This window comes from Thermoplasma sp. (assembly GCF_023256435.1).
Taxonomy (GTDB): Archaea; Thermoplasmatota; Thermoplasmata; order Thermoplasmatales; family Thermoplasmataceae; genus Thermoplasma.
Genome location: NZ_JAGDXM010000046.1, coordinates 1 through 26,693 on the forward strand (window position 1 = coordinate 1; position 26,693 = coordinate 26,693).

The window sequence follows — 26,693 nt, forward strand, 5'->3', positions numbered from 1 at the left end:
TAGCTTTAATAGTTAATAATATAACACATTAGTTATGCATAAAATTATTGGAACTATGTATAATATTTTCAGTCTTACCAAATCATGGGTACTGCGTGAAATATGAGTAAAGTTTCTTATACATAAGTTAAATTGACTTGTATGGGTACACAAATCTCTGGGACTATAGGGCCATTTGCTCAATCCCTGTCATCAATAGGTCCAATGCTGAACATAATCGGGCTTTTTTCAATAATAGCTTCAATAGATTACCGTTTCCTCTTTTACATAGTGCTTATAGCTTTTGCTCTTTCAGCACTGAACATTTATATGCCTTACAAAGCCTCAGGCATGATTCGTTCCAACGGTGGTTATTATGCAATAACAGGCACCATCTCAGGAAAGACCACGGGGATAACCACAGCTTACCTGTATCTGATATACGGCTTCTCTACACTCCCTTCCATAACCCTTTTTCTTATGTCGTTCTCATCATTTTTCATAGACAATTTCTATCTGACTATGACCATACCTGTTCTCTACACTGCGCTAGCAATATACGTAATATCCAGAGGTGTCGGGAGATCAGTAGATGTGATGAAGATATTCGGTCTTGCAGAGATCGCATTCATAATTGCAGTGGATATTATTATGCTGGCGCATCGCACAGGATCCATCGTACCAATCAAGGAGGTGAATCTTGGCAGCGGAAGCCTATGGAGTGGGCTGCTGTTCGGCATGCTTATGTTTTCCGGTGCCGGATCTGCCTTCTTCATAACGGAAAACACCAGGGATGGCAAGAGAAAGGTTCCATATGGAATTCTCACGGCCTTTGCCATATCTGGATCGCTAATGGTACTGTCGGCTTACGCTGTACAGGTATTTCTAGGCGCGCGTATGATCTCATATTCAGTTAACCCCTATCTTATAATGGATTATATCCGATCCTCTGCGGGATCGTTCATATATGCTGCGTTCATTGTTTTTTCGCTTTCAAGCTCATTTAACCTCACCGTGGGCTATCTCAATTCATTTAGAAACGCCGTTGTGCGAATGTCTCTTGATGGAATCATAAACCTGAATATGAGGAGATTCTATGCAGCCATATTCATAATAAATATAGCGGTTTCATGGGCCCTATACCTATCGATGGGTGCATTCTATGGGTTTGTCATAATCAGCGGCATCGTATCCGCGATGTTCCTGACGGTGCATCTTATCACCACAGGATCCATCGCCAGAAGGATGGCTTCATCCAGGGCGGTGCTATCTATCACCATTCTTTCGGCCTCTTTCGTACTGCTCATGGTTACGCTTATGTATTCACTGGTGGCCGATATCGGATCCGATCCAGCGATAGGAATAATTTATGGTCTGCTTGTTGTTCTCACCCTGATCTTCGTATTCCTAATATACAGAAACGCCGCAAAGAGTACCGTCAAATTTGGAGTTGAGGAGTCATGATACCAGAGGATGTCATCGTTGGAAATTCCATAGAAAAACTCGATCTTTCCATAGATAATACCCTATTCGTTCTGCTTGCTGGAACCACAGAAGTTTCGCTACGCCCAGGACTAACCGCAGCAGGAGCATCTCCTGAAGCTACAAGGCTCACGCCTACTGTGGACTCCGAGATCGTGGGCGAAGGGAGGTGCCTGAGCATGTCGGAACCACCCATGACACCCGAGGGCATACCCACTCCGGCCATTGTGTCAAAGGCAATACTCACGCTTACTGGCCTTAAATACATTATAGTGAATGGGGGATTTTCCTTCAGGCCGAAGACGGATTACCTGGAGACGAATATAGTGCCATCAAAGGATCCATCAAAGGAGAGGGCCATAGTTGATGCCGAGAAGGTAATGGAATCCGGATACCGGCTTGGGAAGATCCTGGACGGAAAATACCGAAACATAATGGTCGGAGAAAGCTTTCCCGGTGGTACTACCACAGCTTACATAGTTCTGAGGGCCATGGGTATAAAAACAGATACCAGTAGTTCAATGCCAGTGGATCCGGAGTTGTTAAAGAAAGAATTGGCGGAGGAAAGCTTCAGAAGAAAGACCGTCGATTCCCCTCTAGATGCAGCCGTTGAATACGGCGATAATCTCATGATCTTCATGATAGGCATGTCAAGGGCTGTACGCAGTTCAAACCTCATACTGGCAGGTGGCACTCAGATGGCCAATGTTGCTGCACTGATAGAAAGAATCAACGGAAGATCAGAACCGATCATAGCGACTACTTCATGGGTTTACTCTCACAGGAGCAAGCTCTTCAGAGATCTTGGACTTGAAAGGCGTACCATAGTATCTGTGATGAATTTCGGTGAAATGAGGAACATTGGACTGCGATACTATGATCAGGGCCATGTCCGTGAAGGCGTAGGTATGGGCGGATTATATGCCGTGGCAAGGCTGGTAGGCTACACAAAGGAGGCCATAAACTCTTCAATTGACAGTTTTTACAGCAGTTTCCTCAAAACAGAATGAAAAATGAATACGTATTTGAGCGTCATGGCAAAACATAAGTCATGATGCCAAAACAAGATAGGTGGTAAGTGCATCTCTGTTCTCCTTGACATCATGAACTCTCAGTATTGACACTCTGTTTTCCGCCAAGTATATGCTTGTGCCGATAGTGCCGGCAAGCCTGTTTTCAACCTTCTGCCCCGTTATCATACCTATGAAGCTCTTTCTAGAGGTGCCGACAAGCAGTGGAAAACCTATGTTGAAGCTCTTTATGTTTCGAAGGATCTCCACGTTGCCCTTTATATCCTTCGCAAATCCTATGCCCGGATCAAGTATTATGCGATCGAAGCTCACATCGTTTTTCAAAAGTGCCTCTGTCCGATCTGCCAGAAATGCAGATACCTCGTATATTACATCATCGTATGTGGTCATGCTCTGCATGTTCTCCGGAGTCCCTCGCATATGCATGACTATGCAGTTCAGGCCGGAATCCTTAGCTATTTCGATCATCCTGCGGTCTGTGAAACCCGATATATCGTTTATGTAATTTATCTCGTATTTTGTCAGGCCGTCTATGACTGACGGATGTCTGGAATCTATCGATATTGGAATATCTGAATAATCCCTCACCATCTTCACGATGGGAATCAGCCTGTCAAGCTCCGTCGATGGATCGACTCCTTTGCTTCCTGGCCTTGTGCTCTCCGCCCCTATGTCGATTATATCCGGTTTCTCGTCTATCATCTTGAATACCAGATCGGAATGGCCAAGCACACGGCTTCCGGGATAGAATGAGTCCGGGGTTGCGTTGACGATGCCCATTATCTTTGGTATGGCCGGTTTTTCATCCAGGGCCTTGAATATGGCCGCAGAGGCATGGTCTTCATGACCCGGATTGATGGAATAGAATTCCATGAGGTCTCTGAGCAATTTCTGATCAGCCCACACCAGATATTTTTTCTTTCCGGATTCTGTGATCTCTTCATGATCAACCGGTGGGACTTTATCTGAATATATCTCAAACTGGAATTTATTGCCGGATCTCGCATACGATCCTCTACGCGGGATGATCAAACCATCCATATTCCATAATTGAACGATGTATCATATATCTTAGGTTTGATTATTTGGCAATCTGATCCACCCGCATAAAGCATCATGCCATATCTCATCTAGATCCATGAAATATACGCATGCGCATTTTTCATTGAGAGCAAAAAAGGTTGCGATAGATGATCCATGACGGATCAATAGTATAAAATCATTCCTTGAGTGCATTCTCCAGATCAGCTATAAGGTCTTCAGAATCCTCTATCCCTATGGAGAATCTGACAAGGTTATCGCTTATTCCCATTCTTTCCCTCTCCTCCTTCGAGAGCGATGAGTGTGAAGTCTCAGCCGGGAGAGTTATCAGGCTTTCCACCCCGCCAAGGCTGGCAGCCACCATCGGTATCTTGAGTTTTTTCAAGAATTTGTGGACATCCATACTCTTCCTTATCTCGAAGGATACCATCCCTCCGAAACCTGAAAGCACCTTTTTTCCGATATCAGTATCGGGATAATATACCCTTGAAATTGCATCGCTGTTCCTCAGAAATTTTGCTATCTCTGATCCATTCCTGTTGTGCTTCTCCATCCTCAGTCCCAGAGTCTTCAGGCCCCTCAATGCTAGATAAGCCTGAATAGGATCCGGGTTTGATCCGAAGGTCTTTCTTCTGATCACGATGTTGTTGAATATCTCCCTATCATTTGTGCCCACAACGCCCATCACTATATCGCTGTGGCCGCCTATGTATTTTGTGGCACTGTGTATAACCACATCTGCCCCAAGATCAAGCGGATGCTGGTTGTATGGCGAAGCAAATGTGGCATCCACTATTATGATGGGCTTTCTGGCATGATCCGATACGGATCTGATATCTGGCACCTTGAGCGTGGGATTTGTAACCGATTCCATATAGATGGCATCGTAAATTGACTGGTCGAAATCAAGTTCGTTCATCCTGTCCGTATCTATGTAATCAACCTTTATGCCCATATCGCCGAGTACCTTGTTGAAGAAATAGAGGGTCTGCCCATAGAGGTCGGATATGGAAAGTATCCTGCTCCCAGGGTGTAGCACACCTGCTATAACGGACGTTATCGCACCCATACCTGAGGAAAATGAGAGTGCATATTCACAACCCTCAACTGCAGCGTACTTATCTTCGAATGCCTGCGTAGTAGGGTTTCCCCATCTGGTGTATATGTATGGTTCATTTCTTGTATGATCTATGTAGGCACCTTCTACCGGATTTGGATAGATGAAGGTTGATGTTTCGAATATGGGTGTCGTTACATTTCCAAACTTTGGGTCTCTCAATTCTCCTGACTGAACAGCTCTCGTGTTGAAGCCTTTATACATATTGGATACCATGATTCTGCATGCCAATGTAGGATAACAACGTTTGTGATTCGAACTGAGACGGTGAATCACTGTGGTTCCATCTCATCCTTTGCAGAATGCCGTTTCTCTGTTCCGCTTCAGTACATTTATTATCATGTGGTATCTATCCACCTGAATGTTCATAGCTATTGAGGGCATAGACGGTGCCGGTAAAACAACGCTGGCGAACGGCATATATCAGCTGCTGTCGATGGAAGGTTACCAGGTTTACCTTACCAAGGAACCAACCGACGACATCGATAATTACCGAGGGGATGCCGTCGAACTCTTTCTGAAATTCACTTTAAACAGGTACAGTCATCAGTTTGATCTGATTGATCGCATTAACAGTGGCTACATCGTTGTGTGTGACAGATACATACGATCTTCCTATGCATATCAGTTTCAGGGAGTGAAGGAGTTCTTCGGTGATGAGGTTAAGGCGAGACTATGGATGGATGAGGTCTCTAAGATAATCAAGCTGAGGCCTGATGTGCACATATACGTGGACATAGACGTGGCCACGGCCATGCAGAGAGTCTCCAGAAGGGGAATAAGGAATCTCGGATTCGAGGATGAGGAAAAGCTGAGGCAGGTCCGAGACATTTACGAAAGCTTCCAGTGGGATATCAAGGTGGACGGGCATAAGGATAAAAAAGAAATGATCGAAGAGGCATTCAGCAGATTGAAGCCCAAGATAGCGAACCATCATAGAATTGATATTTAGCTGGCTTGCGGCACCCTTTTTCATGATATGAATTTAAGATTGCAGTCGGTATACCTTAAGTGACATCATGAAAAGTGTATGTGTGCTCGTATCAGGTACCGGAACTACACTGCAGGCAGTTATGGATGCGATCCAAGAGGGAAAACTGGATGCGAAAATATGCAAGGTGATAGCGGATAGGGATTGCATGGCCATAGAACGGGCAAAGACCGCTAACATCAAGACAGCCATCGTCAGGAGAGGTGTAAATTTTCATATCGATCTCCTAAGGGAGATGGAGGAGTCTGGAGCTGATCTCTTCCTGCTCGCCGGGTTTCTGAGCATATTGAGTCCTGAGGTTATCCAAAGGTTCAGAAACAGAATAATTAACACACATCCAAGCCTGCTTCCTTGCTTTGGCGGTAAGGGTTTCTACGGTAGAAAGGTTCATGAAGCGGTGATAAAGAGTGGCGCAAAGATATCAGGATGCACTGTACATTTTGTCACCGAGGATATAGACGGCGGCCCGATAATACTCCAGAGGGCGGTTCAGATAGATGATATCGATACGCCAGAATCACTTGAGAATAAAATACATGCTATAGAGCATTCTGCTGTCATACAGGCACTTCGCATAATAATGTCCGGTAATTACATCATTGATGGAAAACGTGTGATCTACCCATGAATGATCCCTCAGGGTGTTTCATGACGGCTGTCACCTTCAAATTTCATAGAGGATGAAGGATCAGATAGCTGCACGTCTAATGATGGGAATCATCTGTTAACCTGGAATATTTATGAATCAGAACGCTTTCCTTGATCCATTCTCCGTATTTCATCTCAGAATATCCATGATAAGCGATGGCTGGGAAATCTGAACATATCGGCGCTGAAACCTGCTTCATATATTCAGATGTAATCATCTTCAGAAAACAATAGGGTATCTATATATCCAAATTTACCATTTAAAAAATGGTGGGATCACTGTGATGAGAACGCATCTTCCTGAAAAATGATGAAAGACGGGCAGGCTGAGTGATCTCACTCATTATCATAGAACGAGTGAAATTCTTCTCTCTTTTTCTCGGCGTTGTATATGTATATGTGATCTCCCTCATCCATGGTTATCTTATGTGTACCGTCGCAGTAGGGTTTATGCGAAGAAAGACCACATCCGCATATATGCACTTCTTTATCTCCAACCTTGACCACGTATGGGTGGTCTCTCTCATGCAAAACTAGTCTTGCCATATCATAGTATAGAACATTTTGCTAAAAAAGAATGTGTAAAGAAAAATGGACAAATCTCGTCATTTTATACGCTCTACGTTGAAGGACCCAAGCGTAAAGGTACTGTCCTCAGGATATATCCTCACCCATTCCTTTGTCCTTATGCGCTTCAGCGTAAGAACCCTCATATAGTCCCTGTCCCCATCATTTTTAAAATGAACGGCGGAATCCATGAGATAGGCGAACCATTCCGTTCTTTCTGCAGGTATAAAATCGTCTACAGCATATAAGGACACGATAGATCTCTTTCTGTTCATGTTTATAAGTTGTATGAAGAATCGATCTGCATTCTTATCCTGCGACAGAAGATACCGTGTAGCTGAAAGCATTACGAAGACATAGGTGTCCATCTTCTGCACTGAGGTAGATATCTGCTTCAGTACCGATGGGAGGTTATCCGGTTCTTCCAGCACCTCGGTGTTAGCAGGCGGAGAGATCTGAAACGGCTTTGCGAATCCATCCAGTATGTGAATCATATCTGTGTTTGTGCCATTTCTGGCTAGTTCCACCATAATACCCTCAGAGGGAAAGTCAAAGTCAGCCAGGATAACGTTATTCCCACTGTTGGCAGCATTCCTTATAAAATTATATATGAAGCTCCTCTTCTGTGAGAAATTATTTCCCCTGACCATTATATTGTCATTTCTGTCGAATCCACCATAGAAAAGTTCGTCAAGGCGTTCAATGCCTGTGGATACTTTCTCTATTTTCTGCAGTCCTTCTTGGTCAGGTGCCATATAAAAAAAGATTATGTTCTCATATAAAAATTATTTTTGTTGGTAGGGCTTGAAGGTACCTGAAACAACCCAGGGCGGTTCCTTATCGTCGAAAGGTTCCATACCGGATACCTGGTACTTTTCGACTATATCCTCATTCACTCTGGCCACACCCGGTTCCCCTGTGAGGGAGAAGTATCCATTTTCCAGCTTGTATCCTCCAGATACGAGCTTCTTCTTCCAGTCAGGCCAGAACATCTCAAAGCTTTCCTGTATGATGAAATTCGTGATCGTGGTGTCAAGATTCAGGGTTGCAGCAGTCTGTATTGGGCCAAAAGCATTATGCGGCGCCACAGGAATACCGAATCCATCGGCGATAGCTGCGATCTTCTTCCCCTCTAGGATACCTCCAGAATTGGTCAGATCAGGCTGAATTATGTCCACAAGCTTCTGCGATATGAACCTTGCAAAGATCTTCTTATTGAGGACACGCTCCCCCAGGGCAATAGGAACTCTGTAATAACTCTTGAGATCGAGAAGGTCATGATCCAGATCGGGATGAAGCGGTTCCTCATAGAAGAACGGATGGTATTCCTCCAAGGCCATGCCTGCCTTTATCGCAGCTATCTTTGAGAACCTGCCATGATATTCTATCAACAGATCAATCTTATCTCCAAGTTCGGATCTCAAGGTACCAACTATATTCTTTGCGTTCTCCAGCCCATCATTTGATATGGAATCATAATTGTCTCCAAATGGATCGAACTTCATGGCGGTGAACCCCATTTTCACGACTTCCTTAGCTTTTTTGAGAAAGTCCTCGGGAGATACACAGTCATTGTACCAGCCGTTCGCATAGGCCCGCATCTTCTTATTAACCTCACCTCCCATGAGCTTATATACCGGCGCGCCAAGCTGCTTTCCTATCAGATCCCATGAGGCGATCTCAAAGGCGCTCAATGCAGATGTTGCCTCCATGGAAACTGGCAGATAGAAGGAGTTTCTATAAAAGTCAAATACGTTCTGCTCAACGTTGAAGAAATCCTTTCCATTGAAGACTCTTGCCACTTCCTTCATGCTCTCCAGAACAGGCAGTGTCATGAGGGTAGTCGGCGCTTCTCCATATCCCACGAGACCGTCAGCACTTGTTAATTTCACAAGCAGTATGGTAGAACTCCATGGGGAAGAAGTCTCACGTGATTTCTCTCCCATCTCTATAATTTCAATATTTTTGATGGTAGAATTCATGAATGAGATATCATCTCATTCCTTTTAAAGATAGTGTTGAGATTCCGCTTTAAGCAGTAAATCTCAACATTTCAAACTATGCAGAATTGCTATATCCTGTGTGATGATCGAATTGGACTGCGGATCAGGAATCCAAGGGGTCATCGTATGTCATCGATCATGTTCTGAGGGAAAAATAAAGATCGATATCGATCATAGCTGAACGGGATTGCCATGACCCGGCAGAACACGGTAACCCTTCATTCCCTTTATTATTTCAAGGGATCGTTCAGCGCTGTTGATCTCGTAGGTAAAGCTCTTGTTGATCTTCAGCGCACCGCCGGATTCAACCGCGGCATCTCCGCTGAACAACAGATGAAGATCCTCAACGATGTAAGATGTGCTTCCTATGGTATGGCCTGGTGTGGCCATCTCCTCCACTCCTGGCACATCCGCCTTTGAAACTGGTTTGACATCCTTAACAGGATCGAACTTCATTATGGACGTCACCATCCTACCAAAAAAAGATCTGGGTTTAGGCGGATCTTCTTCGCCCCTTATGATCTTTATCTCCAGGTCTGGTACGTATATCTCGGGATTGAACCTATCCGCTATCTCCTTGAGGCCACCAACGTGATCCGCATGATGATGCGTTATCAAAATAAAATCAGGCCTGACGTTATTTCTGTCCAGAAAATCTATGATCTTCTTTCCACCTCCCGCGGTTCCGGTATCGATCAGAACTTTCTTTCCTTCTATAGTGATGAGGTAAGCGTTTGCTGTCACTCCATCTATTCTTTCAACAGCTCCGTCTATCTTCATAAAGTATACATCTTAATGAATTATAAAAACGTTAAAGATATCGTTTCAATTTCAAAGATATAGAAATATCTTAAATCAGCGGTATGACAGAATAAAAACAGAATAAAATTTTGGCATAGAATATACGAATTATTTTAATATCGAATCCGATATCGGTATATGGCTTCGATTGGGGCGGACGATATACGCAATTACTACGTAGGAACGAAATTTCAATTCACATATTATTTTAGAAGCCGCAGATTCATTGGGCTTCTCATATTTTCAATACTCATAACCATACTCATCCTGTTCCTTGATCTGCATTATGATTATTCAGCCCTTAAGGCTGAGAATTCTGCAGCGTTCCTCTATAACTATCTCTCAAACGGTATAATTGCCTATTTTGCAATACTGGCAGCCTTTTTCGGCGGTGACATGATCTCGATGGATTTGGGCACAAGCACTGCTTTTTATACACTGGTGCAGCCGATAAAACGCAGCGTTCTATACCTAGGCAGATATACGGCTGCTTTTCTTTCGACACTGGCGTTCGTCTCCATAATTTACATAGGCGCTATCGCTGGTTCTCTCTATCTATATAGGACGGTATCCGCTCTGATACTGCCATCATTCGGATTTGCGCTACTCTATATGCTTGCCCTTATATCATTTGCAACGCTCTTCAGTGCCATATTCAAAACTCCAAGCATAGGTCTAGTGGTGTCAATACTCTTCCTGATTCTTGTTTATCCAGCCATTCAGGGTATAATATCAGCGCTGGCAGGTATAAACCCATGGATGTTTGTAACGTACGCCGGTGAGATGATATACCTTGTCTTTTCAAAGAATTATGTGGTTTATTCTGTCACGCATACGCAGTTTGCTTACCTATACACATTTAATCCGACAGGCGATGAAGCAATACTCATCATGATAGGATACATAATAGTATTTTCGCTGGTTTCGATGATCGTGTTTACAAAGAAGGAGATAAAGGGATGAATATGGCCTCAATCGAATTAATAAATGTTTCAAAGGAGTTTGGCAAATTCAGGGCTCTCGATAATGTGTCCTTTAAGTATGAAGGTAACGGTGCAATAGGATATCTTGGTCCAAATGGAGCAGGTAAAACAACAACGCTCAAGATCCTTACGAACCTTTTAAGGCCAACCTCTGGAAAGGCCACGATAAATGGTATCAATGTGAACAGGAATCCTGTCGAGGCATTCAAAAGAATGGGATCGGTGATCGAATCTCCATCTCCATTTCCCTATTTTACGGTTGAAGATTCGCTTATGTTTGTGGCTGAATTGAGAAGGATGGACAGGGAGGATGCCAGAGATAGGATCGAATATTACGCCAAAGCGCTGGCTCTTCCAGATCTGAATAAGAGGATAGGGGATCTGTCTAAGGGTCAGAGGCAGAGGGTGGTTATAGCCTCTGCGCTTCTGCCGGATCCAGAGGTTTTACTGCTTGATGAGCCCACCAGTGGCCTTGATCCATTTGAGATGAAGATAATCCGTGATATGATAATAAAGATGAAGAAGGATAAGCTAATACTCATGAGCTCGCATCTTCTTTCAGAGGTAGCTGAGGTATGCGACGAGGTCATATTCATAAATCACGGTAAAATACTCGCCAGAGACAACGTAGCAAACATATCTAGAGAGTTCAGGGCAAAGGCGGTGATCGTTGAATTTCTTGATCCGGTTGATGAAAAACTGATCTCGGCCATAAAGAGCATGGGCCTTGACATAGAGAAGAACAACGGAAATTCAGTCATTATAAGATACGACGGTAGCAATGATCAGCGTGCAGAAATATTGAAAAAACTCATCAATGTTGGGAACGTGATCAGATACGATAGCGTAGGTTCAGAATTAGAAGAAGCGTATATTTCAATCCTTAAAAATGGAAGTCAGTAGTAACCCTTAAGGGTTACGCCAAATTTGGGTATTTCAACTCCACTGCCGTTCTCTACATGCCCGATGACCTTGACAGGAACCTTGCCCTTCAGGGCATTCATTATGTCCACCTTTTCGTCTTCATTTATCACTAGAACAAAACCGGTGCCCATGTTGAAGATCTCGAACATCTGATCATAGTTCAGGTTGCCCATCTCCATCAGCCTGATGAAGACGTTCTGTGGGTCGAATGGATCATCTATCACATACCTCATATCTTTCATCCTGGTTATGTTTTTGAAGCCACCTCCAGTTATATTGGCCATTCCCTTTATCGTTATTATGCCCATGATGTCGAGTATTTCACGCACATATATTCTCGTGGGTTCAAGAAGAACTTCATAGGTTTTCTTTGAGTCGCCTGGAAACGTATCCTGAAGGTCCAGGTTATTATCAGCTATTATCTTTCTTACCGTAGTGAAGCCATTGGAATGAAGTCCACTGCTTCCAAGGCCTATTATCACATCCCCTTCTCTGATATTTGATCCGGTTATTATCTGATTCTTTTGCACAATGCCTATTACGGATCCTGAGACGTCCATGTGTTTAACCATATCAGGCAGGACGGCGGTCTCGCCACCTACTATGCTTATATTCGCCATCTGTGCGCCGACATTGAAGCCCGTTCCGAGCTGTTTTGCGATCTCGTCATCCATCCTGTTCATTGCCAGATAGTCTACCATGGCTATGGGCTCGGATCCGACGGTTATGGCGTCGTTGACATTCATGGCAACGCAATCTATGCCTATGGTATCGTACTTGTTTACAGCTTCGGCTATCATGGTTTTGGTGCCTACGCCGTCATTGTTGAAGGTGATCCCAAAATTTCCCATGTCTATTATCGATGTGAAACCCCCTATATAGCCTATATTTTTGAAATCGTCACGATGAAATTTTAATTGTCTTATAAATGTATTGACGAATTCGCCCTGGAGTTTCCTATTTATGATCCCCCCTTCAACCTCGCTCATAAGATGGGTATAACTTCATTTAATAACTTTGTTGTGACGCTATCAACGATTATATAAAGCTTATTCCTTTTATGTATGAATATAGATATTAAGGCAGATGTCAGATATAAATATCAGATATGTATTATGCATCACACATAGTAAGATCAGTATCATAACATCATGGTGATATAATGGGAAATGGTATAAACGCAGGAAGAAAATTACTGGAAACAAGGAAGAAATTTAGGTGGTCTGATAGGGACTATAAGAGGAGGGTTCTTCAGCTTAAGCGAAAGAGCGATCCGCTTGAGGGTGCACCTCAGGCCAAAGGAATTGCCATTGAAAAGGTTGGAATAGAAGCAAAACAGCCTAACTCAGCGATAAGGAAATGTGTGAAAGTTCAGCTTATAAAGAATGGAAGGCAGATAACGGCTTTTGCTGTTGGTGATGGTGCCATAAACTATATCGATGAGCATGATGAAGTTACCGTTGAGGGTATAGGCGGAAGGATGGGCAGAAGTAAGGGAGATATACCTGGAGTCAGGTATAAGGTCGTCGCAGTCAACGGCATATCACTTAAAGAGCTTGTTAAGGGAAGAAAGGAGAAGACGGTGAGATAAATGCTGATGTTATTCAATAAATATGATGTGAATACTGTGGAGATCCATGATCCCGGCATGGTGAAATATATAAATGTGAAATCAGCCCTTAACCTGCACACTGGAGGCAGGTTTTCATCATACTATGCCGGTAAAATAAACATGAATGTTGTGGAAAGACTGATAAACAAACTTATGAGGAGCGAAAAGTGGACGGGCAAGAAATACAGCGCCTATAAGATAACAGAAGAGGCATTCCAGATAATTGCAGAGAAGACGAAGCAGAATCCGCTTCAGATCCTCATCAATGCAATAGAAAACGCCGGACCGCGGGAAGAAGTGACCAGACTGAAATACGGCGGAATTGCTGTACCAAAGTCTGTCGATGTTTCACCCTCAAGAAGGGTGGATGAGGCGCTTAGAAATATAGCGACAGGAGCCACCAACGCCTCATTTAAGAGCAAAAAATCCATAGTAAACTGCCTTGCAGATGAAATAATGGCAGCAGCCAGAAATGATCCCACTTCTTATGCGATAAGCAAGAAGGAGGAGATAGAGAGAGTAGCGCAGTCCGCCAGATGATCTCCCATCTGGCTTTACTAAAATATTTCATTTTTATCTTTCATCTCGGTATTTCATTTTAAATTGAAGTTGCGAGTATAGGCCTTTTTCACTGAAAGTAAGATTTGAACATTTAGCTTAGAAGTAACTTACCATACGGAAAATATGTTAGAATAGAACCAATAAAAACAAAAATTATAGAAAAATATCCTTACTGTTGGTATTTTATCTTGCTTGAAGCCCTGAACACGAATTTCTTCTTGGACGGGACTTCAATTACCTTCTTTGTCTGCGGGTTTCTTGCCTTCCTTGGACCCTGCGTTCTTCTCTCGAATATTCCAAAGCCAGCAAGGTTTATCTTCTGGCCACCATTGGCCTGAGCGACTATCTCATCCAGAAAAGACTTTATTACAGTTCTTGCCACTTTCTGGGTGGTGTTTGCCTTTTTTGCTACCTCTTTGGATAGCTCACTAATTCCTACCATCTTTTACCACCTATATGATAATAACATAGGAAGTATTAAAATATTTCTATCATGTTTTAATTAGAATATGGTGAATACGCAGTCTGCCAATATTCATAATTTATAATAAAAGTTATGATGATTAATTATTTATCATAGATGTAGAAAAACTAATATTTATTCATATTTTGCAATTATTCATAAATATGCGTTATGCATTCTATTATAAAGATTAAATAGGTCTCATCAGAATATGTCTGACATTAAGTATTACAAGAATTTTATTAATAGTCACGGACGCCTCAGAGGCGATCGAGAATCGCAGATAAGTCAACAGTAATTTATATCACTTAAAAATGGAAGCCTATGAACATAATTGGTATACTGCTCGCTGTACTCATAATACATGTGTTTGCAGCAATGATATTCATCGGTGGTTCTCTGTTCATCTGGTTCATCGTGTGGCCAGCTTCTTACAAGGCCACATCTGATGAAAGCGAAAGAACCAAGATAGTTGGCGTCATAGGTCGATATTTCGGATGGTGGACAGATGCAACTGTTGCAATACTGCTGGTCACAGGAGCATATCTTGGATATGAGTATGTTGGCGGCAACCTCTCGCTGCTTACAACGACACTCGGTGGACAAATACTGCTAATCAAGGTAATAATTGTATGGATAACCATTGTTCTTATGTATGCCAACAATATCTATCATGGTAAACTGATAATGAGGTTGGCAGAAGAGAAAAAATATGATGAGATGAAGAGGATAAGAAAAATAACTCACACTGCATCATTCATAACGCTGGGTCTACTGCTCGTAATAATGGGGCTTGCAGTTGCCCTGCAGTTCTTCATGCCTGCCTAATCCTTTGTCATCAATTTTTTTCTTTCTTTTGCGGAATATCCTGTGAGTTTTTCTATGAAGTCATTGTATTCCTTTATAACAGACAATTTATCTGCGCCGCTATCGTAATCTCCGGTATTTACAAGCAGTTTCTTCTTGTCAGGCTTTATCTCTATTCTTGAGATTCCAGGTATAGAGGTTACTATAAGATCCCCCTCTGTTTTAACCTCATATCCAAGCTGGGATATCTTTGCCTTGACGCCCTCATAGTCTGTTGGAAAGCCTCTCTTTACAGGATAATCGCGCATTCAATCACCCGATACAGGTTTCTCTGCGATCTTCTTCCTCTGCATCTTTTTGAAATAGGATCTCACATATATTATTTGCATGTATTGTGCATCGTGCTCCAGTAGCGGAGAAGATGATATTATGGTCATATCATCTGGATAATCTATAAGATACTCAGAGAGTGTTTCAAACTTCAGAGTCCCATGTTTGATGGCGGTCAGTCTCCTCTCCTCGTTGTCTGTGAATTCCACACCGGAGAATTCAGTGTAAAGATCATATTTTGCATATTTTTTGAATTCGTTTATGACATTTTCAAAATCCTTTATCTCAACGAGGGATCCTCCGGTTATGGCATGAACGTGTGCGAAATTCAAGATTGGTTCTATATTTATCCTCTTTGCTAGTTCAATGACCTCTTTTACTGTCCCAAAAACCTCCTGCTTTCCAGACGTCTCAACGCCAATGTACGGATAACCATTTTCGGGAGAGAACTCATTCAGTATATCTGAATACACCTCTGCAAATTTATTCAGACTATCCTTCTTGCTTCCATGATAGAACCCAGAATGCGTTACGATGCGCCTCGCTCCAAGATATTTTCCAAGGATGAGCGTCCACCTTAAGTGATTTATTGATTTTTCGGCTATGTCTGGAGATCCTATAAGATCCATATAATATGGAGCATGCATCGATAGTGTAACGTCAAGTTCCTTTGCCAGCTCTCCCCCAGTCTCAAGTTCATCATAATTCCTTGCCATGTTCCAGAAGAGCTCCTGCACTATGTCGTCTTCCTCTATCTCTGTGTCTATGCCCACGCTCTTGTAGTTCCCGTTTTCATCCTGCCTCAGTACATCTATTATAATTGAATCCTCAACATCATAAGGCCTCAAACCAGTATACTCTTCGGCAGAGTTCTCCTGGACGTTGACGCGGAGGAGCTGCACCTCGAGTGCATTCAAACCCAGGTTATGCGTTTCCTCAACTGAATCTATAAAAGTCCTTCCCTTACTTGTGAGGGGGATCCCAGCAATACCGAATCTTATCATGTATAACCTTGATATTGCTATTTAATTGACCTATAAATATCTGACCATCATCGTATCAATGCGTAAAAAACATTTTCGGTCTGACATTTCGATCGACTTCGACATGTGAAAGGCTTCATAGAATACATTATATATCATTTATGCATTTGTTAATTTGATGCCGATTTTAGGTGGTAATGTTAATATCATTATCATTCAAAAAGGTGATATGGATGAACGTAGATCCAAATTTAACAAAATACATGATCAAGGCGAAGATATATACCGATGGGGTGGTTGAAAAACCAGATGTGGTTGGTGCTATATTTGGTCAGACTGAAGGATTGCTCGGAGACGATCTAGATCTCAGGGATCTCCAGAAGAGCGGGAAGATCGGAAGGATCGAGGTCGAAATAGACAGCAAGAAGGGCAGAACCGAGGGTTATGCCCTCATTCCATCAGGTCTGGATCAGGTAGAAACAGCCATCCTTGCGGCCGCACTTGAAACCATAGACAGAATAGGTCCGTGCAAGGCCAGGGTCGAGATAGCAAACGTTGAGGATGTGAGGGTTCAGAAGAGACAGAAGATCATAGAGAGGGCTAAAAAGATATACCAGGAGATGAACAGCAAGGGCGATGATCTCAGCGAAAGCCTAGTAAAAAGCGTCAGGGAGGAAGTTGAGAAGTCGGAGATCATATCATACGGTGAGGAGAAGCTTCCAGCAGGCCCTGCAATCAATGATTCAGATTCGATAATCGTTGTTGAGGGTAGAAATGACGTACTCAATCTTCTCAAGTATGGGATAAAGAACACCATAGCCGTTCAGGGTACCAACATCCCGGATACGGTGAAGAAACTTTCCAAGGAAAGGACGGTGACAGTCTTTCTGGACGGGGATAGGGGTGGCGACCTCATATTGAAGGAGATGCTTCAGGTCGCTGAGGTAGACTTCGTTGCAAGAGCACCTCCTGGAACTGAGGTAGAAGAATTGACGTACAAGCAGATAGTGAAGGCACTCAGATACAAGACACCAATAGACCAGTATCTATCAATGCACGGCATGAACGATGAACTTAAGGAGTACTCACAGAGGAACAACATAGTTTTCGGTTCGCAGCAGAACAACAACCATGAGGCAAAGGCTGAAGTTGTTGAAGAGCCTCAGGACCAGTCTCCAAAGGTTGAGGAGGTCCATGAAGAACAGTCCCAGCAGGTAACGGTGCAGAAGGATGGCTTTCTTGACCTGCTAAATCCGCACGAGGTCTCCAAGAGAATAGAAGCACTTGCCCAGCTGAAGATGACCGAGGTATACGATTCAAATGGAGAGAAGCTGTTTTCCTTTCCTGTTTCGGAGGCTGTGGAGAGGATATCTCAGGATCCTAAGGGGAACACTGTCATAACGGGTGGCGTGATCTCCCAGAGGCTCATAGACGTATCCTATAATGCTGGGATAAAGAATATATATGGCCTCAAACTGGGTCATATAACCAAAAAGCCCGTTGATATAAACGTGATAGCATGGGAACGTTCTATGTAGATTTTTATAATGAATATCCTGATACTTCGTATATAAAGATACCAACAAACCCTCTAGATAGAGTTATTGGTCAGGATGACGCCGTCAAGATAGCAATGGTTGCAGCTAAACAGAAGAGACACCTGCTGCTTGTGGGTCCTCCAGGTGTCGGCAAATCAATGATAGCTCAGGCGATGTCATTCTATATCGAACGCCCGACGGAGGAGATACGGGTTGTTCATAACCCACAGTACCCGGAAAGGCCCTTCGTTGAGATAAAAACAAGGGAAGAGGTGATGGCTGAGCGCGAGGAGGAAACATCGACCTCCGGTCTCATAATAGATCCCAAGGAGGCTCCGACAAGCGTCGCTGAACGTCTTGGATATAGATGCAGTAAGTGTGGTTTCTATTCATCACCATCCGATGCTGTCTGCCCCAACTGCAATTCACCAAAGATCCAGATGGGAACGCAGGGTCCATTCGGAGACGTTTTCAATGTCATAGGTGCAGCCTTTGGAGTCCAGAATAATCTAGATAAGGTCACGCTGACCAGAAGGAACGGGGATCATGACGAAATCATTGTCTATGAGAGATACAATGACAAGATAAGAGTTCTGGATGAGAAAACGCTTGAAAGGAGGAGAAGGCTTGAGAAGAAGAGTCCAAGCAAGACTATCGTTCCAATAGACAGGAATCCGTTCGTTCTTGCGACCGGTGCAAGTGAAACGGAGCTTCTGGGTGATGTTAGGCATGATCCTTATGGAGGGCATCCGCAGCTCGGAACACTCCCATACGAAAGGGTCATAGCTGGTGCGGTGCATGAGGCGCATCAGGGCGTTCTATTCATAGATGAGATAACCCATCTTGGTAATCTCCAGAGGTATATACTCACGGCCATGCAGGAGAAATCGTTCCCGATAACTGGCAGGAATCCGCAGAGCGCAGGTGCCAGCGTACGTGTAGATAAGGTTCCAGCCGACTTCATACTGGTCGCTGCCTGCAACATAAACGATCTTCCATATATACTGAGCCCGTTGAGATCGAGGATAGTCGGTAATGGTTATGAGGTACTCATGAAGACAACGATGAAGGACACCGACGAGAACAGGATGAAGTATCTTCAGTTCATCTCACAGGAGATAACGATGGATGGAAAGATACCCCATATGACAATGGAAGCGGCTGAATTGATAATAGAGGAAGGCAGGAAGAGAGCCAAGATGATCGACAAGAAGAACAACGAGCTCACTCTTAGGCTGAGAGAACTTGGAGGTCTCATAAGAGCTGCTGGAGATATAGCGGTTTTCAAAGGTAACAAGCTGATAGAAAAAGAGGACGTTGAGGAGGCAGTTAAGCTCTATGTGCCTGTTGAGGAAAAGATAACCAAGGAATACGGCAGCATGGCGGCTGCATATTCATCTGAGAATACGACCTCTCAGAAGGATTTCTACAACTACAACCTTGACGACCGATCATACGAATGATCGCTTTAATGAAAATGTCCTTACATGGACAGGTCCTTTTCACTGAAGATAAGATTAGAAGAATAGGCTGAGGCGTAGCTCACGGAAAGAATGGATTAGATATTGGAACGATAGGAACAAAAATAAATATATACCGTTCCACAATTTTATCGAAAGGTGTCATCATTGCAAATTGAAAAGATCCGCGGATTCAGAGATTTCTATCCAGAAGACATGGAGATCGAGAAGTTCATATTCCAGAAAACAGAAGAGGCTGCAGAAGCATTTGGATTCAGCCGCATAGATTTCCCGAGCCTGGAATATCTCGATCTCTACAGAATAAAATCAGGAGACGAACTTCTACAGCAGACCTATTCTTTCGTTGACAAGGGTGGCAGGGAGGTTACGCTCATACCTGAAGCCACGCCGTCAACAGTGAGGATGGTAACGGCCAGGAAGGATCTTCAGAGACCGCTTCGCTGGTACAGTTTTCCAAAGGTTTGGAGGTACGAAGAACCACAGGCCGGACGATACAGAGAGCATTATCAGTTCAATGCTGACATATTTGGTAGCGACAACCCTGAAGCCGATGCCGAGGTAATTGCCCTTGCCTCATCAATACTGGATGGTCTGGGGCTTTCGGGCGTTTATGAGATGAGGATCAACAGCAGAAAGATCATGGAAGAGATAATCAGAAATATAACGGACGTCGATCCGTTCTCTGTTTTTTCCATAATAGACAGATTCCATAAGATAAGCAGGGAAGAGTTCATGGAACAGCTCAGATCTGCCGGCATAGGTGAGGATGGCACATCCATGATAGCGGATCTCTGCTCCGGCACCAGAAGCGTCGAGGAGATCGAGAGAATTATAGGAAAGGGAAGTGACGAGACCAGTAGGATATCCAAGGTTGTTGATCTGTTGCGATCCTATGGTGTGAACAATGTACGCTACGATTTCTCCATAGTTAGAGGCCTGTCCTATTACACTGGAATCGTGTTTGAGGCATACGATAGATCAGGTCAGTTCCGTGCAATACTCGGCGGAGGTAGGTACGACAGTCTGGCATCTCTTATGTCTGGGGATAACGTGCCGGCGGTTGGGTTCGGCATGGGAGATGCGGTGATAACACTGCTGATCAAGAGGGAAGGCATACAGATACCAAGGAAGAAAAAATCGGTCTATATGTGCAGGGTCGGAGAGATCGATTCGGCGCTAATGAACAGATACGCCAGAGAACTGAGAGAGGCTGGTATGAACGTGACCGTTGAGCTGATCAACAGAGGCCTTTCATCACAGTTGAAGTATGCGTCATCGTCCGGCGCAGACTATGCCATAATATTTGGGGAGCGCGATCTTGAAAAGGGTCAGGTAACGCTGAGAGACATGCACAGCGGATCCCAGGAAAACATGGAAGTGGATTCTGTTGTTCATCATCTAGTCTCTATTATGAAATGAAACTGTCCTTCAATGAAAAAAATTTAAATATTTTCTAAGTCTGCGAGGCATATGGATCCCGTGCTGGAATTGTTCAAGGAAAATCCGGATGTTTTTCTTACAGAAGAGCAGATCCTATCCGTAACAGGTCTCAAGGATCTGGATAAGAAGCTGCAGGAGTTGGTCAGAAGCGGCAAGCTTGTGAAGATAGAGACGAATAAAAAAAGTGGAAGGAAAATATATTACGGTCTCAAGCAGAACTAATCCATGGATTCGACCATGGCTTTTTCGCTGTGCACTACGCTTTTTCCAGATTCGTCCATTATTATGAGCGTGAAAGATTCGAATTTTCCGTTTATTATGCCGTCTATGCGCTTTCTGAGCATCTCTATCTTCTCATTCCCCTGATCGTCTACAGCAAGCAGATCGAGCTTTTCTCCTATCCTATACACTATGCCTTCTATGGTGGTGATTTCGCCGTTTGAATACTCTGCAGAATCTATAGATGCCTCCATCTCAGGTATATAGACATCCGCCTTCCTTGATCTGTACACTATTATGCGCAGATCCTCTGGGCTTTCAACCTTTATGGTGATCTTCTTGGGATCACGTTTCTCGTCTGAATAGACCTCTGTCTTTTTGTATCTGCATTCCTTGCAGAAGTACGTATATATCGAGATTTTACCTTCATAGGGGATCTCCGTATCGTAGGTTATGAGGTAAAGATTTGATCCGCATACCGGACATTCCATCTCAGTTTGTATCTCCCTTGGTACATCCATCTATTTGGCCTCCAACCAATCCTTCAGTGGTTCAGAGATGATCTTTTTAGTAAATTTAAGTTCATAAACATTTTTGCTCCCAGTGAGAAACATTGCAACCCTAAACTCTCTCTGTATAAGCTCTATGTTCTTCATGAGTTGATCCGGAGATGTATCTGCATCTTTCAGAAGAGTCCTTGCAAAGCCTCCGACAGTGGCACCCATCACAATGGCCTTGGCAAGGTCAAGCCCGTTCCTGAGGCCACCGCTGCCTATGACCGGCACAAGATCGCTGCAGTAATGCACGGATGCTGGTGATGGAATTCCCCAGTTCCAGAACGTCTCTCCAACTCGCATCTTTTCTAAGTTGTTCTCTTTCTTTGCACGGTAATATTCAACCGCAGCAAAAGTTGTTCCGCTCATGCCTGAAACTTCTATGGCCTTGACGCCCGCGTCGACAAGCCTTTCCGCGGTCTTCCGGCTGAATCCACTTCCGGTCTCCTTCGCTATTATGTTGAAGGATCCGGAGAGCTCCCTTATCCTGTCTATGACGCCCTTCGAATTTCTATCTCCTTCAGGCTGCACCATTTCCTGCAGAAAGTTGAAGTGCACAGCAAGAAAATCAGCCTTTATCAGATCGTATATGTATGCTATGTCCCTGGTCGAAACAGCATCCTTATCCTGCCTGACAAGCTGTGGTGCCCCTATGTTCGCTATCTTCAGCGGTACGCGGCTCTCGTTTATGACTGAATACGTATCCTCGATGCTCCTATCAACTATCGCGGCTCTCATGCTGCCGACGCCCATTCCTATGCCGAACCTTTCAGCGGCAATGGCCAGATTTCTGTTTATGTTCTTGGCTATTTCCGCACCACCAGTCATCGAGGATATTATCATGGGAAATTTCAGGTTCTTTCCCGCGAAGTTCACGGACGTGTCTATCTCATCATAGTTAACCTCTGGATCGGCCTCATGCATCAGGCTGATATCGTCCCAGAAATTATGAAATGAAGAAACATCCTCATTCTCAGCTATCCTGATATGCTCCTCCTTTCTCTTACCTATCATCTTATCACCGTTCCTATGAAAGATCCCTTTCCAATATCGTATATCCTTTCCGGATGCTTTCCATTCATCAGATAGACGCCTCCGCTGACATAACGCCTCATCCTCATCATGGAGTCAAACTTCTTTGCTATGCCGCCAGTCACATCATTCTGCACCTGGCCGAAGCTGATACCGGTGCCTATTTCCCTCAAAAGCACAGCGTCCTTGTGTTTCTTCGGATCCTTGTCGTATATGCCATCAACATCCGTCAGAAAGACGGCAACATTAGGTCTGAGTAATTCAGAGAGATCTGCCATTATGTCGTCTCCAGAATATATCCCATATGAATGTTCATCTTTTATATATACATCACCATATGAAACGGGAATAAAACCTTCATCTATGTACCTCAGCAGAGGCGAATAATCAAAACGTCCATCGTAACGAAGAGAGCTTACAGGCACCGCTATGGGCCTCATACCGTTCTCTATCATGAGGCTGACGATCATAAGATCCAGTTCCTCCATATCTCTGTGTACTATGCTGTATCCTAGGCTGGAAGTCTCGTTCTTTGGCCCAGGTAGTCCGTATTCCTTCGCCTTTATATGGCCAAAAGATCCGCCTCCGTGGACTATGCAGAGAAGACCATCCACTTCAGCCAGGGTCTTTATGATCTTTTCCGCGGCCTCGACATTAGCCTTTCTGTAGGCTGATTTATCCGTTATTACACTTCCACCAATCTTGAGGATCATCATTTGTTCAACCTTGCAAACTTTATGAAATCGTAATATCTGTTTCCAATCCTTATGGCATCCTCCTCACGTCCTTCGATCCGGAAGCCATTGCGCATAAGTACGATCATTGAAGGATAATTAAATTCAACAACGGAACTGTAAAGCCGGTGTATCTTCATCTCCTTTGAGTAGTTAACCGTCAGACGGAGGGCTTCGGTTGCTATGCCCCTTCCTCTGAATTTTTTCCCCAGCCAGTATCCAACATGGGCATTTCTATCAATATTGTTTATTTCGCTTAGTCCTATCACTCCCGCAGGCATGCCTTTGAATTTTATGAGAAAATCAACGCGGAAGATCTCTTTGCCAAAGGATCGCTGGGCCTCAATGAAGAATACAGCATCCTCACGCGTATATGGATAGGGAAACGAATGGCTTCCTATGTTTCTCACCAGTGTTCTGTCGTTTGCAAGTTCAGCTATGGCATCAGCATATCCGATATCTATGGGTTCTTCAAGCTCCAAGTCCATCCTGCCAGATCTAATCTTCATCGTGACACGAAAACACCCGCATTTAAAAAGATTTATTAGTGGTTTGTTGAAGCTTTAAGTTTCAACGGCTTCAGCGATGAGATTATGGACTTCCGCTTATTGAAATATTTATAAATATACTTATAATATTTATAAGCAATTATAAAGGTAAAGCATCCGGAGACTAGAACAGAAAGAATGTCGATTCGGCAAACCTTTAATGATATGAAATGATATTACAGTATGTCAGACCTGGCCATTGAAATACTGAATGATGGCTACTTCTATCTAGACGCTGGCGCAATATTCGGCGTAGTGCCAAAGGCCATATGGTCAAAGACGGTTAAGGATGATGACAATGCTATAAGGCTTGCCACAAATGTACTATATGCTCATGGCGATGATATATCATTTCTGGTGGATAGCGGTATAGGAAGGAAATTCAACGAAAAGTTTCAGAAAATATACAGGATAGAAAAGGTCAGTGACGTATTGGATCACATAGAAAAGCACGGAGATCCAGAGGCCGTTACGATGATAATCAATTCGCACCTTCATTTTGATCACATCGGGCACAATAACGATTTTAAAAACGCATATACATACGCTCAGGCTGCAGAGTTCAGAGAGCTGAGATACAAAAATGTGATAACCAGATCAAATTACAGCCTGAGCTATTCAGATATAAAGAGAAAGATACCCATAAACGGATCAAGAAAGATAGGGAAATACATAACTGTCATAAAAACCGGTGGGCACACCCCGGGCCATCAGGTTATACTGGTGAATTCAGGCAGCACAAAGGTGATGTATCTTGGCGATCTTGTCCCCTCAACGTTCCATCTCAAACTGCCCTACAGGACGGCTATAGATCTCGATCCGCTGAAAACTGTAGAGATGAAGAAGGTACTCATTAGGAAAGCTATAAGAGAAGGATATGTGTGCATATTCAATCATGATCCAGAGACACCTGCAGCCCTGCTACATGGGGATTTTGAGAACCCATCTTTTGAAAGCGTTGAAATTTGAAATAATTGCCTGGGTTTATGGATGATTATAATTATCTATACCATTTATTACCTCAGGTAATATTATTATATGCGTTCACAATATATCGCCATGGATATGATGCCCAACATTGAAGAACTGAGGAAGATGCGGAAAAACCTCGGAATAAGCCAGAAAGACCTAGCGAAAGTGACAGGCGTCAGTCAATCTTACATAGCTAGACTGGAGAAGGGCACAATAAATCCCACATATTCAAAGATAAAGGCAATATATGAGTATCTAACAAAGTCAAGCGAGAAGGCAAACAACATGGTCATAACGTGCGATAGAATAATGACCAGAAACGTTACTGTGTGCAGATCGGACGATTCGATCCTCAATGCACTAAACATAATGAGGGACAAGGGATTCTCTCAGCTGCCTGTTGTGAATGACGAAAACAAGGTTATAGGAACGATCACGGAAAACAACATAAATGACATGCTGCTGAAGGGCATGAGCGTTGATTCGCTCAGAGGCTTAACCGTAAGAAGGGTCATGAGTGAGGTTCTGCCGCAGGTTGACAGGAACACACCAATAAACATAATATACCAGCTGCTCAAATATTCCAATGCTGTCCTTGTGATTGAGGCAGGGAACTTGGTCGGCATAATAACGAAGGCGGATATTCTCAAGACCGTCGCCGGCATGGCATGAGCGAATGGTTCTCGAGGAGGAAACTTCTTTTAGACTGACAGATTCTAACAGCTAAAGTTCGCATCATTCTCGCCCATATATTGTGTAAATCAGGAGATATCACCGGTACATCCTATAACTATGGGAAATTTATTAAACGCCTGCGGATTAGCCAGACGTTGAATGAGATCCTGTTGGTCATCCAGTCCATAATAATGTTCATCCCGGCACTGATCGCAAATTCAGGTGCTGTCATAACCGGTGGGCACTTCATAATAGATAGAGGAAAGAATTTTATTGACGGACGAAGGATACTTGGGAATGGCAAGACGCTAAGCGGATTCGCAGGGGGAATAGCAATAGGCACAGTCACGGGTCTCATAATTTATGCAATATCCCGTTTTTCTGGATACGCACTTGGCTCGTACGGAACACTGTATGATGCAGTGGTGATACCGTTCGTCATGGCCACAGGATCCCTAACTGGAGATATAGCGGGTTCATTTGTGAAGAGACGAATAGGAATAGATCGAGGTGGAAAAGGAGGTCTGCTCGATCAGTGGCCTTTTGCTCTTATGGCCTTTCTCTTCATGTATATATTTGAAAGGCACTATTTCATCCAGCATTACGTGTATATACCTATGATCGTCATACTGATAATAGTCCCCCCGATTCACAGGGTCGTCAATATAATAGGATATAAAATGCATAAGAAGGATGTACCATGGTAACGAAGATGGTCATTGCAGTGAGAAGGGATCTTGATATGGGAAAGGGAAAAATTGCAGCCCAGGTAGCCCATGCAGCAGTTAGCTGTGCTTTGAGATCAATGAAATCAAACAGGGATATATTTGATGAATGGTATGAGGAGGGACAGCGCAAGGTTGTCGTGAAGGTCAACGGACTTGACGAGATCTTCGAGATAAAGAGAATGGCGGATTCCATGGGCATAATAAATGAAATAGTCCAGGATAGGGGCTACACGCAGGTGGATCCGGGTACAATCACCTGTATAGGGCTTGGGCCGGACGATGAAGAAAAACTGGACAGAATAACTGGGAAATACAAGTTGTTATAAAGTTTCAGGTTTATCATCGGCTGTAAATATTTCCTATGTGCGTCATTGATGTTGAACGCCATACTTCTTGTGAGCTACTCCTAAGCTGAAGCTTCGGATCTTCCTGCTTCAACGATCAAACTC

General features: G+C 43.6%; 31 protein-coding genes. 17 read left to right on the forward strand and 14 right to left on the reverse strand.

Annotated features, from left to right (window positions below):
- Window positions 1–141: 141 nt before the first annotated feature.
- Together Q0C15_RS05955 and Q0C15_RS05960 are read left to right on the forward strand one after the other, a co-directional pair.
- Window positions 142–1,443: an APC family permease gene (locus Q0C15_RS05955; protein WP_297217313.1), complete on the forward strand. Its 1,302-nt coding sequence runs from the start codon at window positions 142–144 to the stop codon at window positions 1,441–1,443.
- Window positions 1,440–2,471 (forward strand): nicotinate-nucleotide--dimethylbenzimidazole phosphoribosyltransferase, encoded by a 1,032-nt coding sequence (locus tag Q0C15_RS05960; RefSeq protein WP_297217315.1) that lies wholly within the window; start codon window positions 1,440–1,442, stop codon window positions 2,469–2,471. Before Q0C15_RS05955 ends, Q0C15_RS05960 begins: the two co-directional genes overlap by 4 nt.
- A 39-nt stretch (window positions 2,472–2,510) precedes the next feature.
- Here Q0C15_RS05960 and folP read toward each other — a convergent pair whose 3' ends face one another.
- Together folP and Q0C15_RS05970 are read right to left on the reverse strand one after the other, a co-directional pair.
- The gene (gene folP / locus Q0C15_RS05965; protein WP_297217316.1) at window positions 2,511–3,533 is read right to left on the reverse strand and encodes a dihydropteroate synthase; all 1,023 of its coding nucleotides are present in this window, start codon (window positions 3,531–3,533) and stop codon (window positions 2,511–2,513) included.
- Between the two features lie 178 nt (window positions 3,534–3,711).
- Entirely contained in the window at window positions 3,712–4,866 is a 1,155-nt protein-coding gene (locus Q0C15_RS05970) for a PLP-dependent transferase (protein ID WP_297217318.1), read from the reverse strand.
- Window positions 4,867–5,011: 145 nt separating this feature from the next.
- On the opposite strand from Q0C15_RS05970, the gene tmk reads away from it, so the two are divergent.
- Both tmk and purN read left to right on the forward strand, forming a co-directional pair.
- Entirely contained in the window at window positions 5,012–5,602 is a 591-nt protein-coding gene (gene tmk / locus Q0C15_RS05975; RefSeq protein ID WP_297217320.1) for a dTMP kinase, read from the forward strand.
- Between the two features lie 67 nt (window positions 5,603–5,669).
- Window positions 5,670–6,269 carry a phosphoribosylglycinamide formyltransferase gene (purN, locus tag Q0C15_RS05980; protein ID WP_237265192.1) on the forward strand — a complete coding sequence of 200 codons (600 nt, stop codon included), beginning with the start codon at window positions 5,670–5,672 and terminating at the stop codon, window positions 6,267–6,269.
- 356 nt (window positions 6,270–6,625) lie between these two features.
- Here the strand turns inward: purN and Q0C15_RS05985 are convergent, their stop codons facing one another.
- From Q0C15_RS05985 to Q0C15_RS06000, 4 genes are all read right to left on the reverse strand, one after another.
- On the reverse strand, window positions 6,626–6,835 hold the full coding sequence (locus Q0C15_RS05985; RefSeq protein WP_110640108.1) for a CDGSH iron-sulfur domain-containing protein: 210 nt from the start codon (window positions 6,833–6,835) through the stop codon (window positions 6,626–6,628).
- Window positions 6,836–6,894: 59 nt separating this feature from the next.
- Window positions 6,895–7,611, reverse strand: a complete 717-nt coding sequence (locus Q0C15_RS05990; RefSeq protein WP_297217325.1) for an RAD55 family ATPase — start codon at window positions 7,609–7,611, stop codon at window positions 6,895–6,897.
- A 30-nt stretch (window positions 7,612–7,641) separates the two neighbouring features.
- Entirely contained in the window at window positions 7,642–8,838 is a 1,197-nt protein-coding gene (locus Q0C15_RS05995) for a mandelate racemase/muconate lactonizing enzyme family protein (protein ID WP_297217327.1), read from the reverse strand.
- A 192-nt stretch (window positions 8,839–9,030) separates the two neighbouring features.
- Window positions 9,031–9,639, reverse strand: a complete 609-nt coding sequence (locus Q0C15_RS06000) for an MBL fold metallo-hydrolase (protein WP_297217328.1) — start codon at window positions 9,637–9,639, stop codon at window positions 9,031–9,033.
- 159 nt (window positions 9,640–9,798) lie between these two features.
- Here Q0C15_RS06000 and Q0C15_RS06005 point away from each other — a divergent pair, with 159 nt between their 5' ends.
- Both Q0C15_RS06005 and Q0C15_RS06010 read left to right on the forward strand, forming a co-directional pair.
- Window positions 9,799–10,623 (forward strand): ABC transporter permease, encoded by an 825-nt coding sequence (locus Q0C15_RS06005; RefSeq protein ID WP_297217330.1) that lies wholly within the window; start codon window positions 9,799–9,801, stop codon window positions 10,621–10,623.
- Window positions 10,624–10,625: 2 nt separating this feature from the next.
- Window positions 10,626–11,546: an ABC transporter ATP-binding protein gene (locus tag Q0C15_RS06010; RefSeq protein ID WP_297217331.1), complete on the forward strand. Its 921-nt coding sequence runs from the start codon at window positions 10,626–10,628 to the stop codon at window positions 11,544–11,546.
- Here the strand turns inward: Q0C15_RS06010 and purM are convergent.
- Window positions 11,540–12,556 (reverse strand): phosphoribosylformylglycinamidine cyclo-ligase, encoded by a 1,017-nt coding sequence (purM, locus tag Q0C15_RS06015; RefSeq protein ID WP_297217333.1) that lies wholly within the window; start codon window positions 12,554–12,556, stop codon window positions 11,540–11,542. The genes Q0C15_RS06010 and purM overlap by 7 nt on opposite strands.
- Window positions 12,557–12,729: 173 nt before the next feature.
- Between purM and Q0C15_RS06020 the strand changes: the two genes are divergently transcribed.
- Both Q0C15_RS06020 and Q0C15_RS06025 read left to right on the forward strand, forming a co-directional pair.
- Entirely contained in the window at window positions 12,730–13,158 is a 429-nt protein-coding gene (locus Q0C15_RS06020; RefSeq protein WP_110640114.1) for a 30S ribosomal protein S12, read from the forward strand.
- A complete protein-coding gene (locus tag Q0C15_RS06025) occupies window positions 13,159–13,719 on the forward strand; it encodes a 30S ribosomal protein S7 (RefSeq protein WP_110640115.1) in 561 nt (186 codons plus the stop codon). It begins immediately after the preceding gene.
- A 190-nt stretch (window positions 13,720–13,909) separates the two neighbouring features.
- Here Q0C15_RS06025 and Q0C15_RS06030 read toward each other — a convergent pair whose 3' ends face one another.
- A complete protein-coding gene (locus Q0C15_RS06030) occupies window positions 13,910–14,182 on the reverse strand; it encodes an HU family DNA-binding protein (protein ID WP_110640116.1) in 273 nt (90 codons plus the stop codon).
- A 345-nt stretch (window positions 14,183–14,527) separates the two neighbouring features.
- Here Q0C15_RS06030 and Q0C15_RS06035 point away from each other — a divergent pair, with 345 nt between their 5' ends.
- Window positions 14,528–15,031 carry a CopD family protein gene (locus tag Q0C15_RS06035; RefSeq protein WP_297217335.1) on the forward strand — a complete coding sequence of 168 codons (504 nt, stop codon included), beginning with the start codon at window positions 14,528–14,530 and terminating at the stop codon, window positions 15,029–15,031.
- Here Q0C15_RS06035 and Q0C15_RS06040 read toward each other — a convergent pair.
- The gene (locus Q0C15_RS06040; RefSeq protein WP_297217337.1) at window positions 15,028–15,318 is read right to left on the reverse strand and encodes a DUF5611 family protein; all 291 of its coding nucleotides are present in this window, start codon (window positions 15,316–15,318) and stop codon (window positions 15,028–15,030) included. The two genes, Q0C15_RS06035 and Q0C15_RS06040, sit on opposite strands and share 4 nt — an antisense overlap.
- Window positions 15,319–16,344, reverse strand: coding sequence for a TIM barrel protein (locus Q0C15_RS06045; protein ID WP_297217339.1), 1,026 nt, complete (start codon window positions 16,342–16,344; stop codon window positions 15,319–15,321).
- 212 nt (window positions 16,345–16,556) lie between these two features.
- On the opposite strand from Q0C15_RS06045, the gene dnaG reads away from it, so the two are divergent.
- From dnaG to Q0C15_RS06065, 4 genes are all read left to right on the forward strand, one after another.
- Window positions 16,557–17,861 (forward strand): DNA primase DnaG, encoded by a 1,305-nt coding sequence (gene dnaG / locus Q0C15_RS06050; RefSeq protein ID WP_297217341.1) that lies wholly within the window; start codon window positions 16,557–16,559, stop codon window positions 17,859–17,861.
- Entirely contained in the window at window positions 17,843–19,324 is a 1,482-nt protein-coding gene (locus tag Q0C15_RS06055; protein WP_297217343.1) for a Lon protease family protein, read from the forward strand. The genes dnaG and Q0C15_RS06055 overlap by 19 nt, the downstream gene beginning before the upstream one ends.
- Before the next feature lie 156 nt (window positions 19,325–19,480).
- Entirely contained in the window at window positions 19,481–20,761 is a 1,281-nt protein-coding gene (gene hisS, locus Q0C15_RS06060; protein WP_297217345.1) for a histidine--tRNA ligase, read from the forward strand.
- 51 nt (window positions 20,762–20,812) lie between these two features.
- Window positions 20,813–21,004 carry a hypothetical protein gene (locus Q0C15_RS06065; protein ID WP_110640121.1) on the forward strand — a complete coding sequence of 64 codons (192 nt, stop codon included), beginning with the start codon at window positions 20,813–20,815 and terminating at the stop codon, window positions 21,002–21,004.
- Here the strand turns inward: Q0C15_RS06065 and Q0C15_RS06070 are convergent.
- Genes Q0C15_RS06070 through Q0C15_RS06085 form a run of 4 tightly spaced genes read right to left on the reverse strand, consistent with a single transcriptional unit; the run spans window position 21,001 to window position 23,830 of the window.
- Complete coding sequence (locus tag Q0C15_RS06070; protein ID WP_297217347.1) at window positions 21,001–21,522, reverse strand: ZPR1 zinc finger domain-containing protein; 522 nt, start codon at window positions 21,520–21,522, stop codon at window positions 21,001–21,003. The two genes, Q0C15_RS06065 and Q0C15_RS06070, sit on opposite strands and share 4 nt — an antisense overlap.
- Complete coding sequence (gene fni / locus Q0C15_RS06075; RefSeq protein ID WP_297217349.1) at window positions 21,523–22,569, reverse strand: type 2 isopentenyl-diphosphate Delta-isomerase; 1,047 nt, start codon at window positions 22,567–22,569, stop codon at window positions 21,523–21,525.
- Window positions 22,566–23,303 (reverse strand): isopentenyl phosphate kinase, encoded by a 738-nt coding sequence (locus Q0C15_RS06080; RefSeq protein ID WP_297217351.1) that lies wholly within the window; start codon window positions 23,301–23,303, stop codon window positions 22,566–22,568. Before Q0C15_RS06080 ends, fni begins: the two co-directional genes overlap by 4 nt.
- Window positions 23,300–23,830 carry a GNAT family N-acetyltransferase gene (locus tag Q0C15_RS06085; protein ID WP_297217353.1) on the reverse strand — a complete coding sequence of 177 codons (531 nt, stop codon included), beginning with the start codon at window positions 23,828–23,830 and terminating at the stop codon, window positions 23,300–23,302. The genes Q0C15_RS06080 and Q0C15_RS06085 overlap by 4 nt, the downstream gene beginning before the upstream one ends.
- Before the next feature lie 222 nt (window positions 23,831–24,052).
- Here Q0C15_RS06085 and Q0C15_RS06090 point away from each other — a divergent pair, with 222 nt between their 5' ends.
- The 4 genes from Q0C15_RS06090 to pth2 all read left to right on the forward strand — a co-directional run bounded on the left by Q0C15_RS06090 (window position 24,053) and on the right by pth2 (window position 26,570).
- Window positions 24,053–24,838, forward strand: a complete 786-nt coding sequence (locus Q0C15_RS06090) for an MBL fold metallo-hydrolase (protein WP_297217355.1) — start codon at window positions 24,053–24,055, stop codon at window positions 24,836–24,838.
- A 90-nt stretch (window positions 24,839–24,928) separates the two neighbouring features.
- Window positions 24,929–25,513 (forward strand): CBS domain-containing protein, encoded by a 585-nt coding sequence (locus Q0C15_RS06095; protein WP_297217357.1) that lies wholly within the window; start codon window positions 24,929–24,931, stop codon window positions 25,511–25,513.
- A 158-nt stretch (window positions 25,514–25,671) separates the two neighbouring features.
- Window positions 25,672–26,223 (forward strand): CDP-2,3-bis-(O-geranylgeranyl)-sn-glycerol synthase, encoded by a 552-nt coding sequence (locus Q0C15_RS06100; RefSeq protein WP_297217359.1) that lies wholly within the window; start codon window positions 25,672–25,674, stop codon window positions 26,221–26,223.
- Window positions 26,217–26,570: a peptidyl-tRNA hydrolase Pth2 gene (gene pth2, locus Q0C15_RS06105; RefSeq protein ID WP_297217361.1), complete on the forward strand. Its 354-nt coding sequence runs from the start codon at window positions 26,217–26,219 to the stop codon at window positions 26,568–26,570. The genes Q0C15_RS06100 and pth2 overlap by 7 nt, the downstream gene beginning before the upstream one ends.
- The last annotated feature ends 123 nt before the right edge of the window (window positions 26,571–26,693 follow it).

Bases quoted from the DNA above. Each gene is read 5' to 3' on its own strand.
- Q0C15_RS06030 (WP_110640116.1), bottom strand. From the start codon at position 14,182: ATGGTAGGAATTAGTGAGCTATCCAAAGAGGTAGCAAAAAAGGCAAAC.
- Q0C15_RS06005 (WP_297217330.1), top strand. From the start codon at position 9,799: ATGGCTTCGATTGGGGCGGACGATATACGCAATTACTACGTAGGAACG.
- folP (WP_297217316.1), bottom strand. From the start codon at position 3,533: ATGGATGGTTTGATCATCCCGCGTAGAGGATCGTATGCGAGATCCGGC.
- purM (WP_297217333.1), bottom strand. From the start codon at position 12,556: ATGAGCGAGGTTGAAGGGGGGATCATAAATAGGAAACTCCAGGGCGAA.
- Q0C15_RS06020 (WP_110640114.1), top strand. From the start codon at position 12,730: ATGGGAAATGGTATAAACGCAGGAAGAAAATTACTGGAAACAAGGAAG.
- Q0C15_RS05970 (WP_297217318.1), bottom strand. From the start codon at position 4,866: ATGGTATCCAATATGTATAAAGGCTTCAACACGAGAGCTGTTCAGTCA.
- Q0C15_RS05990 (WP_297217325.1), bottom strand. From the start codon at position 7,611: ATGGCACCTGACCAAGAAGGACTGCAGAAAATAGAGAAAGTATCCACA.
- Q0C15_RS06000 (WP_297217328.1), bottom strand. From the start codon at position 9,639: ATGAAGATAGACGGAGCTGTTGAAAGAATAGATGGAGTGACAGCAAAC.
- Q0C15_RS06065 (WP_110640121.1), top strand. From the start codon at position 20,813: ATGGATCCCGTGCTGGAATTGTTCAAGGAAAATCCGGATGTTTTTCTT.
- Q0C15_RS06090 (WP_297217355.1), top strand. From the start codon at position 24,053: ATGTCAGACCTGGCCATTGAAATACTGAATGATGGCTACTTCTATCTA.
- Q0C15_RS06025 (WP_110640115.1), top strand. From the start codon at position 13,159: ATGCTGATGTTATTCAATAAATATGATGTGAATACTGTGGAGATCCAT.
- pth2 (WP_297217361.1), top strand. From the start codon at position 26,217: ATGGTAACGAAGATGGTCATTGCAGTGAGAAGGGATCTTGATATGGGA.
- tmk (WP_297217320.1), top strand. From the start codon at position 5,012: ATGTTCATAGCTATTGAGGGCATAGACGGTGCCGGTAAAACAACGCTG.
- Q0C15_RS05995 (WP_297217327.1), bottom strand. From the start codon at position 8,838: ATGAATTCTACCATCAAAAATATTGAAATTATAGAGATGGGAGAGAAA.
- Q0C15_RS06040 (WP_297217337.1), bottom strand. From the start codon at position 15,318: ATGCGCGATTATCCTGTAAAGAGAGGCTTTCCAACAGACTATGAGGGC.
- Q0C15_RS06045 (WP_297217339.1), bottom strand. From the start codon at position 16,344: ATGATAAGATTCGGTATTGCTGGGATCCCCCTCACAAGTAAGGGAAGG.
- Q0C15_RS06070 (WP_297217347.1), bottom strand. From the start codon at position 21,522: ATGGATGTACCAAGGGAGATACAAACTGAGATGGAATGTCCGGTATGC.
- Q0C15_RS05985 (WP_110640108.1), bottom strand. From the start codon at position 6,835: ATGGCAAGACTAGTTTTGCATGAGAGAGACCACCCATACGTGGTCAAG.
- Q0C15_RS06085 (WP_297217353.1), bottom strand. From the start codon at position 23,830: ATGAAGATTAGATCTGGCAGGATGGACTTGGAGCTTGAAGAACCCATA.
- Q0C15_RS05955 (WP_297217313.1), top strand. From the start codon at position 142: ATGGGTACACAAATCTCTGGGACTATAGGGCCATTTGCTCAATCCCTG.
- Q0C15_RS06035 (WP_297217335.1), top strand. From the start codon at position 14,528: ATGAACATAATTGGTATACTGCTCGCTGTACTCATAATACATGTGTTT.
- Q0C15_RS05960 (WP_297217315.1), top strand. From the start codon at position 1,440: ATGATACCAGAGGATGTCATCGTTGGAAATTCCATAGAAAAACTCGAT.
- Q0C15_RS06095 (WP_297217357.1), top strand. From the start codon at position 24,929: ATGGATATGATGCCCAACATTGAAGAACTGAGGAAGATGCGGAAAAAC.
- Q0C15_RS06010 (WP_297217331.1), top strand. From the start codon at position 10,626: ATGGCCTCAATCGAATTAATAAATGTTTCAAAGGAGTTTGGCAAATTC.
- dnaG (WP_297217341.1), top strand. From the start codon at position 16,557: ATGAACGTAGATCCAAATTTAACAAAATACATGATCAAGGCGAAGATA.
- Q0C15_RS06055 (WP_297217343.1), top strand. From the start codon at position 17,843: ATGGGAACGTTCTATGTAGATTTTTATAATGAATATCCTGATACTTCG.
- Q0C15_RS06080 (WP_297217351.1), bottom strand. From the start codon at position 23,303: ATGATGATCCTCAAGATTGGTGGAAGTGTAATAACGGATAAATCAGCC.
- purN (WP_237265192.1), top strand. From the start codon at position 5,670: ATGAAAAGTGTATGTGTGCTCGTATCAGGTACCGGAACTACACTGCAG.
- fni (WP_297217349.1), bottom strand. From the start codon at position 22,569: ATGATAGGTAAGAGAAAGGAGGAGCATATCAGGATAGCTGAGAATGAG.